The following is an 11,408-nucleotide window of genomic DNA, read 5'->3' on the forward strand; positions in this document are numbered from 1 at the left end:
GCTGCGCCCCAGACCCCCATTCTCGCCCACCCACCCACCCGACTCTGTGGGACAAAAGGGCAACCACCCGGGGCTCCGCCCCGAACCCCAGCGGGGGCTCCGCCCCCAGCACCCCCAACCGCCCAACCGCTCGCCCAACTCGGCGGGACAAAAGGGAACCCAACCCGGGGCTCTTGGCCCCCTGGCGCGCAGGGTGGTGTGAGCGTGGGGGCCGGGGGCGTGGGGGTTACTGCTGGGGGTGGTGGGGCGGGATCGGGGGCAGGTCGCCTGTGGATTCGTAGGACGACAGCATGTCGATGCGGCGGATGTGGCGCTCGTCTTCGGAGAACGGGGTGTTGAGGAAGGTCTCGACGAACTTCGTGGCCTCGTCCTCGGTGTGCATGCGGGCGCCGACCGCGACGACGTTGGCGTTGTTGTGCTGGCGGCCGAGGGCGGCCGTCTCCTCGCTCCAGGCGAGGGCCGCGCGGACGCCCTTGACCTTGTTGGCGGCGATCTGCTCGCCGTTGCCCGAGCCGCCGATCACGATGCCGAGGGCGTCGGGGTCCGCGGCCGTCCGCTCGGCGGCGCGGAGGCAGAACGGCGGGTAGTCGTCCTGGGCGTCGTAGATGTGAGGGCCGCAGTCGACCGGGTCGTGGCCCGCCGCCTTCAGCCATTCGACGAGGTGGTTCTTGAGTTCGAAGCCGGCATGGTCCGAGCCGAGATACACGCGCATGGGATGAGTGTGACACGCGGGTCGTGGGGTAGCAGCCCGGGGTGCCGCGGCCAAAAAGTGTGAGCAACTCTACAGAACCTCAGGGAAACCTCAAATAACGATCTGGAATCAAAGGTTCCCGAATTCGTACGCCTCCGATTCACTGGACCGGCCCGTACACCCCCACATCATTCCCACGTCACGCCCCGTACACCGTCGTACGGGTAGACCCTCACGCGGCGCAAAGGAATTCCATCCATGACCTCGCAGCCGACTTTGACGCAGGCCGCACACGGCCCCGAGGGAACCGGCCAACCCGGTTCCGGACTCCAGGCGGGACTCAAGAACCGTCATCTGTCGATGATCGCCATCGGTGGTGTCATCGGGGCCGGGCTGTTCGTCGGTTCCAGCTCCGCTATCGCCACCGCCGGCCCCGGCATCCTCCTCTCCTACGCCCTCGTCGGCACGCTCGTGGTGCTGGTGATGCGGATGCTCGGGGAGATGTCCGCGGCCAACCCGACCTCGGGTTCGTTCTCCGCGCACGCGGACCGCGCGCTCGGCCCGTGGGCCGGGTTCACCATCGGCTGGCTGTACTGGTTCTTCTGGGTCGTCGTGCTGGCCGTGGAGGCAACCGCCGGTGCCGAGATCCTCGAGTCGTGGATCCCCGCCGTTCCGCAGTGGGGCTGGGCGCTCATCGTGATGGTGGTGCTGACCGCCACCAACCTGGTCTCCGTCGGCTCCTACGGCGAGTTCGAGTTCTGGTTCGCCGGCATCAAGGTCGTCGCCATCGCCGCGTTCATCGTCATCGGCGGGCTGGCCGTGTTCGGTGTACTGCCGGGTGCGGAAAGCGACAAGGCCGGGATCGGGAACCTCGTCGACCACGGCGGCTTCCTGCCCCACGGGGCCGGTGCCATCCTCACCGGTGTGCTGCTCGTCGTCTTCTCCTTCATGGGCAGCGAGATCGCGACGCTGGCCGCCGGTGAGTCGGAGGACCCGCAGCGGGCCGTCACCAAGTCCACCAACAGCATCATCTGGCGTATCGCTGTCTTCTACCTCGGCTCGATCTTCGTCGTCGTGGCGCTGCTGCCGTGGAACGACCCCTCCATCAAGGAGAAGGGCTCCTACGTCGCCGCCCTGGACTCCCTGGGCATCGCGCACGCCGGTCAGATCATGAACTTCATCGTGCTGACGTCCGTGCTGTCCTGTCTGAACTCGGGCCTCTACACGGCCTCCCGGATGGCGTTCTCGCTCGGCGAGCGCGGCGACGCGCCGAAGGCCTTCGCCCGGACCACCTCGCGCGGTGTGCCGATGGCCGCGATCATCGCCTCGGTGATCTTCGGATTCGTCGCCGTCTTCTTCAACTACAAGTTCCCGGACTCCGTCTTCCTCTTCCTGGTCAACTCCAGCGGCGCCGTGGCGCTGTTCGTGTGGCTCGTCATCTGTTTCTCGCAGCTGCGGATGCGCAAGATCATCCAGGCCGAGGCGCCGGAGAAGCTCGTCGTGAGGATGTGGCTGTACCCGTACCTGACCTGGGCCACCGCCGCGCTCATCGTGTTCGTCCTCGGCTACATGCTGACCGACACCGAGCACGACGGCCGCGACACCGTGCTGCTGTCGCTGCTGGTCGCCGCCGTCGTCCTCGGTGTCGCCTTCGTGAAGGAGTGGGTGAGGCGCGGCAAGGCGGCCGCCGTGCCCGCGGTGGGCGACAGCGTCGACCAGCCGAGTGATCGAGTACCCGAGTGATCGAGTAACCGAGTGGCGAGTGGCCGAGTGGTCGACCGCCACCGGCCGTGAGAGGGGCCCGCTCGTGCGGGCCCCTCTCACGTTCGGCCGGCTCACACGACCGTGAAGCCGTCCTCCACCAGGACGACCAACCTGATGGAAGCCGCCTGTCGGGACCGACCTGACGCACATAACCTGACGGAAACTGTCAGGTCATACCTGGAGCATCGGCCGTATGAATTCTCCGACCGATGCCACCGCTCTGTCCGACCTCCCTCTCCTGCGCCCGGGCGACGCCGGCTACGACGACGAACTCGCCGGGTTCCAGACCGGGTTCACGCAGCGGCCCGAACTGGTCGTCGCCGCGCGTTCCGCCGCCGACGTCGTCGCCGCCGTGCGGTACGCGGCGAAGCGGGAGCTGGCCGTGCGGGTACGGTCCACCGGGCACGGGCTGCCCGGCGGCTCGGCGGGCGGACTGCTCGTCACCACCCGCCGCCTGGACGGCGTCACCGTCGACCCGGCGGGCCGTACCGCCCGCGTCGGGGCGGGCGTGCGCTGGGGGGACGTCGTGGCGGCGGCCGCACCGCACGGGCTGGCGCCGTTGAACGGGTCCGCGCCGGGTGTGGGGGTCGTCGGGTACACGCTCGGCGGGGGGCTGGGCATCCTGGCGCGGGAGTTCGGGTACGCCGCCGACCATGTGCGCTCCCTCGACGTCGTCACCGCCGACGGACGGCTGCGGCACGTCACCCGGGAGTCCGCGCCGGAGCTGTACGGCGCCCTGCTCGGCGGCGGGCACGGCCTCGGGGTGGTCACCGCGCTGGAGACCGGGCTGGTGCCCGTGCGGCGGCTGTACGGCGGATCGCTCTCCTTCGACGGGCGGGAGGTGGATCCGGCGGCCGCGCTGCGGGCGTACGAGGCGTGGACGCGGACCGTGCCCGCGTCGGTGACGTCGTCCTTCGCCGCCGTACCGTATCCGGATCTGCCGGTGTTGCCCGTGCGGCTGCGGGGGCGGTACGTCCTGTCCGTGCGGGTCGCCGCCACGGCGGCCGACGGGGAGGCGCTCGTGGCGCCGTTGCGGGAGATCGGGCCGGTGCTCGACGACTCGCTGCGCGAGATGCCGTACGCCGACAGTCACACCATCCACAGCGACCCGGACTTTCCGCACGCCTACTACGGGGAGGGAGTGGTGCTGCGGGGGCTGGACGTCGAGCGCGGCGGCGAGGTGCTCGCCCGGACCGGGCCCGACGCCGGGGCCATGGTCGTCGTCCAGGTCAATCACCTGGGCGGGGCGCTGGCGCGGGACGCGGGGAACGCGGTGCCGTACCGCGAGGGGCGGTTCCTGGTGCGGCTGTTGACGACGGGGGACCGTGAGGCGGCGCGGGAGTTGCTCGATCCGGCGTTCGCCGTGCTCGCGCCGGACACGCTCGGGCGGGCGGCGAACTTCGCCTTCGGGGCGGGCGATCGGGCCGCTGGGCTGTACGACGCGGAGACGCGCAAGAGGCTCGCCGGGGTCAAGGAGCAGTACGACCCGGCGAACCTCTTCCGCACCGACTGAGGGAAGGTCAGCGGCGCGCGAACTTCCAGGCGGTGGGCAGCAGGCCCATCGCCAGGACCGCCTTGACGAGGTCGCCGATCAGGAACGGGGTGAGACCGGCCGCGATCGCGGCGGAGGCGGAGAGGTCGGCGGCGAAGGCCAGGTAGGGCACGCCGATCGCGTAGATGATCGCCTCGCCGACCAGCATCGTGCCCGCCATGCGCCACACGTCACGGTCGGCGCCGCGGCGGGCCAGGGCGCCCACGGCGGCGGACGCGAGGACCATGCCGAGGATGTAGCCGAAGGAGACACCGATGCCGGAGGTGCCCTGGGCGAACCACGGCACACCGGCGAGACCGGCCAGCGCGTACAGCACCAGGGAGGAGACGCCGAGGCGCGCGCCGAGGGCCGTGCCGACGAGCAGCGCGGCGAAGGTCTGGCCGGTCACCGGCACCGGGGAGCCGGGGACGGGGACCGCGATCTGGGCGGCGAGGCCGGTGAGCACGGCGCCGCCGAGCACGAGCGCGACGTCCCGGACACGGGAGGCCGGCAGCAGGTCGGCGAGGACCTGTCCGGGGCGAGCGGGGGTGGCGGCGGCGGTGCTCATGGGGACTCCGCGGGGTCGGGGCGGTTGGGGACACGGTGACGCTATCCCAGGGGGTGCGGGCCGATCACCGTCACTGGTCGACAAACGGCCGATCGGAGGATTCATGGGATCCGGACAAAGAGACGCGGTTACACCTGGTACGGCGTGACCCTGGTCACTGAGGTGACGTGGTTCCGGATACGGAGACGGCGTGACGGGTGTCTGTAGGGTTCCGCCAATCCGGGGCGGGGTGTGGACGGGGGTGTCTCGCCCGTCGGTCGCCGTCTGGGCAGCGGTGGGCGGCTTTGCTAGGTTCGGGCGCATGGTTGCCCAGGCCCGGAACTTCTCGTCGCGTCGCCATGTCGACCTGCGGCGCGTGGGCGCGGCCGCCTGTCGCCGCCCGGTGTGAGGCGGGCCCGGCCGATCCGTGGTGCCGCCTCCGACGACGGCACAGTGTCGGACCGGCCCGAGGAAGTTCCCCATGCCCCGTACCGCGGCTCTCCCCCACCCCCCTTCTGCTCACCCCTCCCCTCCCCCTTCGCTCTCCGCTGCGTCTTCGGCCGTTCCCCGGGTCGCCGACAGTGACCGGCGGCGCACCAGCGCCAGCGTGATCCTGCGGTCCGTGCTGGAGCACGGGCCGGTCGCGCGCAGCACCATCGCCCGGCTGACCGGGCTGTCCCCGGCGTCCGTCACCGACCACTGCGCCCGGCTCGCCGCGCTCGGCCTGGTCCAGGAGGCAGCCGTGCCCCGGCGCAGCAACGGCGCCGGCCGCCCGCACGTTCCGGTGGACCTGGACGACACACGGTTCGTGGTGGGCGGGGTGCATGTGGCCGTGCCGTACACCACGGTCGCGCTGCTCGATCTGCGCGGACGGGTGGTGGCGCGGCGGGAGTTGCCGCATCGCGGGACCGAGCCGGGGGCGGTGCTGGCGCGGGCCGGCGACGGGCTGGGCGCGCTGCTCGCGCGGACGCCCGGGCGTCGGGCGCTGGGCGTGGGTGTGGCCGTGGGCGGCTGGGTGGACCGGGACTCGGGGACCGTGGTGGAGCATCCGCTGCTGGGCTGGCGGGAGGTGCCGGTGCGGGAGGCGGTCGGCGCCCGGACCGGGCTGCCCGTCCATGTGGACGGTCATGCGCGGGCGCTGGTCAACGCGGAGCGGCTGTTCGGGCGGGCGCGCGGCAGCCGCAGCCTGTTGCACCTGTTCGTCGGCAACGTCGTGGACGCGGCCTTCGCCACCCATGACGAGGTCCATCACGGGCCGCGTTCCCGGTCCGGCCGGATCGCGCATCTGCCGTTGACCGGCGGGGCCGAGCCGTGCGACTGCGGGCGGACCGGGTGCCTCCAGGCGGAGCTGAGCGAACGGACGTTGGGCCGACGGGCCCGGGAGGCCGGGCTGACCGACGGGACGGACCCGGCGCAGGTGGTGGCCGCGGCGGCCGACGGCGATCCGGTGGCCGTACGGCTGCTGCGCGAGCGGGCGCGGACGGTGGGGCGGGCGGCGGCGCTGCTGCTGGACGTGCTCAACCCGGAGCGGGTGGTCGTCACCGAGGTCGGCGTCATGTTCCGGGAGGACTGCCTGGCCGCCCTGCGCGAGGAGGTCGGGCCGGCGCGCGCGGCCTCGGTGACGCCGACCAGCTTCCCGCACCTCGTGCCGGCGATGGCGGGCGCGGCGGTGGCGCTGGACGTGCTGTACCGGGACCCGCTGGGCGCCGCGGCCGGCTCGAATTAATTCAGAAACTCCGAATGTTGACAGGCCTTCCGCGTGGACCTGAGGATTCTTGCATGAGCTGTCGCACTCTCTGTTGCTGACGCCCCGGCGCGCCGGGAGCGTGCCCTTTCTCCTGTCTTTCGCCGCGCGTATCGCCTTTCGCGCGTGCCGCTGAACGCTGCTCTGTCGCGCCCGCAATTCAGGCCTTCCTCGCAGCTGTCTTCCCGCTGCTTCTCCATCGTTTTCCCTGGGGGTCCTCCCATGCCCGTTTCCCGTGCGCCCGGCGTCGACCGGCGCCTTTTCCTCGCCTCGGTGCTCGGTGCCGCCGCCGGTGCCGTCGGTCTCAGCGGCTGCGCCGAGAGCCGCGCGGCCACCGGCGCCGAGGGGGCCTCCACGGCGCCCCTGGCCGACACGGTGCCGGCCGGCACCAGCTTGAAGATCACCTCTTTCCAGAACACGCAGCAGCTCCAGTTCAGGTTGGCGAAACTGCCCGAGTTGCCTTTCAAGGTGTCGAACTGGCTGAACATCGGGGCGGGCCCCGATGTCATCAACGCCTTTCGCGCGAAGTCCCTCGACCTCGCCAACAACGCGGGGATCCCACCCATCCAGGCGCATTTCCAGGGGTTCGACGCGAAGATCGTCGCGATCAACATCACGCGCAAACCGAACTACCTCTTCGCCACCAAGCCCGGCAGCGACATCCGGTCGGTCGAGGACTTCCGGGGCAGGAAACTCGCCTTCTCGCAGGGGCAGGCGCAGGGCGTCGTCCTGCTGCGGGCGCTGAAGCGGGCGGGCCTGGCGTACGACGACGTCGATCTCGTGCCGCTGACCAGCAACCAGTTCCTCACCGCGCTGCAGTCGGGCCAGGTGGACATCGCGCCGCTCGGCAACCAGCAGGCGCCCGCCTACCTCCAGCAGTACCGGGACAGGGGTGCCCGCACGATCACCACCGAGGTCGTCGACCTGCTCAACCTGCTGTGGGCCCCGGTGTCCGTGCTCGACGACCGGGCCAAGGCCGCCGCGGTGGCCGCGTACATCCCGCAGTGGGCGCGGGGCCAGGTGTGGCAGTACGAGAACCCGGACGTCTGGAACGAGGAGTTCTACGTCAAGACGCAGAACCTGTCCCTGGCCCAGGCGAGGTCGATCAGCGCGCTCGCCAACAAGCCGCTGTTCCCGCCGCGTTGGGACGAGGCCGTCGCGTGGGAGCAGGAGACCGCCGATCTCCTCGCGGAGGGCGGCTTCGTGCGGAAGTTCGACGTCGGGGTCCTCTTCGACCACCGCTTCGAGGGCATCGCCGCACGGTCCGTACCCGCCGAGTACCGGAAGTGACGTTCCCATGACCAGCACCCTGACCACGGCGGCTCCCGTCGCCGTCGACCGTGAGGACGACCGGCCCCGCGGGCGCCGGTCCCTCTCCCCCGGCAGGCGGCTGCCCGCCGCCCGGCTCACCGGGCCGCTGCTGCTGCTCGCGCTGTGGGCGGCCGCCTCCGCCGCCGGACGGCTGGACCCCCACGCGATCCCCGCGCCCTGGACGGTCCTGGAGACCGGCGTCCGCCTGTGGACGGACGGGACGCTCGCCGGTGACGTCCTCACCTCGCTGAAGCGGGCCGGGGCCGGTTTCGCGATCGGGCTGACCGCCGGGGTCGTGCTCGCGCTGGCGTCCGGGCTCACCCGCACCGGCGAGGCGCTGATCGACGGGACGGTCAACCTCAACCGGGCGATCCCCACCCTCGGCCTGATCCCGCTGTTCATCCTCTGGCTGGGCATCGGCGAAACCTTCAAGATCGCCATCATCGCGATCGTCGTCTACATCCCGATCTACCTCAACACGCATGCCGCGCTGTCCGGCATCGACCACCGGTTCGTGGAACTGGCCGAGGTGCAGGGCCTGTCGAAGCCGCGTTTCATCCGGGAGATCGTCATCCCCGGCGCGCTGCCCGGGTTCTTCGTGGGACTCCGGCTCGGCGTCACCGGCTCCTGGCTGGGCCTGGTGGTCCTGGAGCAGATCAACGCCACCAGTGGCCTCGGCTACCTGATGTTCCAGGCCACGAACTACGGCCAGTCGGACGTCATCCTCGTCGGCCTGGTCGTCTACGGCGTCTTCGGTCTGGTCTCCGACAGCGCGGTCCGGATCGTCGAACGGAGGGTGCTGTCGTGGCGCCGCACACTGAGCAACTGACCCGTCCCGCCGTCCGGCTCCAGGGCCTGACCCGGTCGTTCGGCGGCCGGACCGTCCTCGACGGCATCGACCTGGACATCCCGGCCGGCCAGTTCGTCGCCCTGCTCGGGCACAGCGGGTCCGGCAAGAGCACCCTGCTGCGGGCGGTCGCGGGCCTGGACCACGACGTCACCGGCAGCGGGCGGCTCACGGCCCCGTCCCGGGTGTCCGTGGTGTTCCAGGACTCGCGGCTGCTGCCCTGGCGGCGTGTGCTCGCCAACGTGCTGCTCGGCCTCGACGGCGCGGAGACCGAGCGCAGGGGCCGCGAGGCCCTCGCCGAGGTGGGGCTCGCGGGCCGTGAGCGGGCCTGGCCCGACGAGCTGTCCGGCGGCGAGGCGCAGCGCGCCGCCCTCGCCCGCTCCCTCGTACGGGAGCCCGAACTGCTGCTGGCCGACGAGCCGTTCGGCGCGCTCGACGCGCTCACCCGCATCAAGATGCACAACCTGCTGCGTGAGCTGTGGGAGCGTCACCGGCCCTCCGTGCTGCTCGTCACCCACGACGTGGACGAGGCGATCGTGCTCGCCGACCGGGTCCTCGTCCTCGACCACGGCCGCATCGGCCTCGACCTGACCATCGACCGACCGCATCCACGCTCCTACCGGGACCCGCTGCTGGGCGAGTACCGCGAGCGGCTGCTGGGCGCGCTCGGCGTGACGGAGGACCACGCATGACCCGGCAGCTCCACCTCAACGCCTTCCTGCTGAACACCGGCCACCACGAGGCGTCCTGGCGGCTCCCGGAGAGCGACCCGTACGCCCATGTGGAGCTCGGCCACTACGTCCGGCTGGCCAGGACCGCCGAACGCGGCACCTTCGACTCGCTGTTCCTCGCCGACGCGCCGCAGCTGTGGGGCGGTGTCGCCCAGCGCCCGGCCGGCGCCCTGGAGCCGCTGACGCTGCTGACCGCGCTGGCGACGGCCACCGAACACATCGGGCTGATCGCCACCGCCTCCACCTCGTACAACTCGCCCTACAACCTGGCCCGCAGATTCGCCTCGCTGGACATCGTCAGCGGCGGCCGGGCGGGCTGGAACATCGTCACCACCGCCGGCGCCGAGGCCGCCCGCAACTTCGGGCTCGACGCCGAGCCCGCCCACGCCGACCGGTACGCGCGGGCCGCCGAGTTCCTCGACGTGGCGCGCAAGCTGTGGGACAGCTGGGAGGACGACGCGATCCTCGCCGACAAGGCGGCCGGGGTCTGGGCCGACGACGCGAAGATCCACCCGCCCCGGCACCGGGGCAGGTACTTCAGCGTCGAGGGCGCCCTCAACGTCCCCCGCTCGCCCCAGGGCCACCCGCTGCTGGTGCAGGCGGGCTCCTCGGCGGACGGCAAGGCGTTCGCGGCCCGGTACGCGGAGGCCGTGTTCACCGCGCAGCAGACGATCGAGGACGCGCAGGCCTTCTACGCCGACCTCAAGTCCCGTACCGAGCGGGCCGGGCGCGACCCCGACCGTCTCAAGGTGCTGCCCGGGATCGTCCCGGTGATCGGCTCGACGGAGGCGGAGGCCCGGGCGGCCGAACGGCTGCTGGAGGACCACATCGTGCCCACGCATGGGGTGGCCGGCCTGGAGCGCTTGCTGCACCTGCCCGCCGGCACCCTGGAGCTGGACGCGCCGCTCCCGGCCGGCCTGCCGTCCGAGGACGCCATCGAGGGCGCCAGGAGCCGCTACGCGCTCGTGGTGGGGCTGGCCCGGCGGGAGGGCCTCACCGTGCGGCAGCTGATCGGCCGGCTCGGCGGTGGCCGCGGCCACCTCACCTTCGCCGGGACGCCCGAGCAGGTCGCCGACGCCATCGAGACCTGGTTCACCCGGGGCGCCGCCGACGGCTTCAACATCATGCCCGCCGTCCTGCCCTCCGGCCTGGACGCCTTCGTCGACCACGTCGTGCCGATCCTGCGCGCCCGCGGCCTGCTCCGCGGCGAGTACGGCCCGCGCCGGACCCTGCGGGAGCGCTACGGCCTCCCGCGCCCCGCCAACCAGTACACCGCAGCCCTCGTCTGAGAGGACACACCCCATGACCAGCCTCGACATCCGCAAGGTCACCGCGACCATCGGCGCCCACGTCTTCGGCGTGGACCCCGCCGAGCCCCTCGACCCCGACACCGTCACCGCCCTGCGCGAGGCCCTCAACACCCACAAGGCGCTGGTCTTCGACGACGTCGCCCTCGACGACGAGGGCCAGCAGGCCTTCGCCCGCCACTTCGGCGACCTCACCACCGCCCACCCGACCGTCGCCGCCGTCGACGGCGCCCCCAACGTGCTGCCCGTCGACAGCGAGCAGGGCAGCGCCAACCACTGGCACACCGACGTCACCTTCGTCCTCAACCCGCCGCAGGCCAGCACCCTGCGCAGCGTCACGCTCCCGCCGTACGGCGGCGAGACGCTGATCGCGAACGCGGCGGCCGCCTACCGGCAGTTGCCCGAGCCGTTGCGCCGGCTGGCCGACGGACTGTGGGCGGAGCACACCAACGACTACGACTACGCGGTGCCCACCGAGGACATCGACGAGGAACGCGCCGCCCAGCGCGCCCGGTTCACGTCGATCACGTACCGCACCGCCCACCCGGTCGTCCGGGTGCACCCGCTGACCGGGGAACGCGGCCTGTTCATCGGCGGGTTCGCGCAGCGGATCGTCGGGCTGTCGGTGGGCGAGTCGCGCAGGATCCTGGACCTGCTCCAGTCGTACGTGACCCGGCCGGAGAACGTGCTGCGCCACCGCTGGTCCCCGAACCAGCTGGTCCTCTTCGACAACCGCATCACCCAGCACTACGCCGTCGACAACTACGACAGGCTGCCGCGCCGACTGCACCGGGTGACCGTCGCCGGTGACGTGCCGGTGGGTGTCGAGGGCAAGGAGAGCTGGTCGGTGACGGGGGACGCCGGGCACTACACGCCCGTAGCCGCCTAGCCACGGAACGTGTCCGGAGTGTCCGGATGCTGGGCGGCCGCCTCCC

Annotated in this window: 10 protein-coding genes; 8 read left to right on the top strand and 2 right to left on the bottom strand. The window is 71.9% G+C overall.

Features of this window, described 5'->3' with window-relative positions; all coding sequences use genetic code 11:
* Positions 1-226: 226 nt before the first annotated feature.
* Entirely contained in the window at positions 227-712 is a 486-nt protein-coding gene (locus ALMP_RS05400) for a ribose-5-phosphate isomerase (RefSeq protein ID WP_264925047.1), read from the bottom strand.
* Between the two features lie 237 nt (positions 713-949).
* Here ALMP_RS05400 and ALMP_RS05405 point away from each other — a divergent pair, with 237 nt between their 5' ends.
* Positions 950-2,434, top strand: coding sequence for an amino acid permease (locus tag ALMP_RS05405; protein ID WP_264925048.1), 1,485 nt, complete (start codon positions 950-952; stop codon positions 2,432-2,434).
* Between the two features lie 214 nt (positions 2,435-2,648).
* Positions 2,649-3,968, top strand: a complete 1,320-nt coding sequence (locus ALMP_RS05410) for an FAD-binding oxidoreductase (RefSeq protein ID WP_264925049.1) — start codon at positions 2,649-2,651, stop codon at positions 3,966-3,968.
* Positions 3,969-3,975: 7 nt separating this feature from the next.
* On the opposite strand, the gene ALMP_RS05415 is transcribed toward ALMP_RS05410, so the two are convergent.
* Positions 3,976-4,554 carry a biotin transporter BioY gene (locus tag ALMP_RS05415; protein ID WP_264925050.1) on the bottom strand — a complete coding sequence of 193 codons (579 nt, stop codon included), beginning with the start codon at positions 4,552-4,554 and terminating at the stop codon, positions 3,976-3,978.
* A 460-nt stretch (positions 4,555-5,014) separates the two neighbouring features.
* On the opposite strand from ALMP_RS05415, the gene ALMP_RS05420 reads away from it, so the two are divergent.
* The 6 genes from ALMP_RS05420 to ALMP_RS05445 all read left to right on the top strand — a co-directional run bounded on the left by ALMP_RS05420 (position 5,015) and on the right by ALMP_RS05445 (position 11,362).
* Positions 5,015-6,259, top strand: coding sequence for an ROK family transcriptional regulator (locus ALMP_RS05420; protein WP_264925051.1), 1,245 nt, complete (start codon positions 5,015-5,017; stop codon positions 6,257-6,259).
* A 240-nt stretch (positions 6,260-6,499) separates the two neighbouring features.
* Positions 6,500-7,567 (top strand): ABC transporter substrate-binding protein, encoded by a 1,068-nt coding sequence (locus ALMP_RS05425; RefSeq protein WP_264925052.1) that lies wholly within the window; start codon positions 6,500-6,502, stop codon positions 7,565-7,567.
* A 7-nt stretch (positions 7,568-7,574) separates the two neighbouring features.
* A complete protein-coding gene (locus ALMP_RS05430) occupies positions 7,575-8,417 on the top strand; it encodes an ABC transporter permease (protein WP_264925053.1) in 843 nt (280 codons plus the stop codon).
* The gene (locus tag ALMP_RS05435; RefSeq protein WP_264925054.1) at positions 8,393-9,127 is read left to right on the top strand and encodes an ABC transporter ATP-binding protein; all 735 of its coding nucleotides are present in this window, start codon (positions 8,393-8,395) and stop codon (positions 9,125-9,127) included. The genes ALMP_RS05430 and ALMP_RS05435 overlap by 25 nt, the downstream gene beginning before the upstream one ends.
* On the top strand, positions 9,124-10,455 hold the full coding sequence (locus ALMP_RS05440) for an LLM class flavin-dependent oxidoreductase (protein WP_264925056.1): 1,332 nt from the start codon (positions 9,124-9,126) through the stop codon (positions 10,453-10,455). The genes ALMP_RS05435 and ALMP_RS05440 overlap by 4 nt, the downstream gene beginning before the upstream one ends.
* Before the next feature lie 13 nt (positions 10,456-10,468).
* A complete protein-coding gene (locus ALMP_RS05445; RefSeq protein WP_264925057.1) occupies positions 10,469-11,362 on the top strand; it encodes a TauD/TfdA family dioxygenase in 894 nt (297 codons plus the stop codon).
* The last annotated feature ends 46 nt before the right edge of the window (positions 11,363-11,408 follow it).

This window comes from Streptomyces sp. A012304 (genome assembly GCF_026008495.1).
GTDB lineage: Bacteria > Actinomycetota > Actinomycetes > Streptomycetales > Streptomycetaceae > Streptomyces.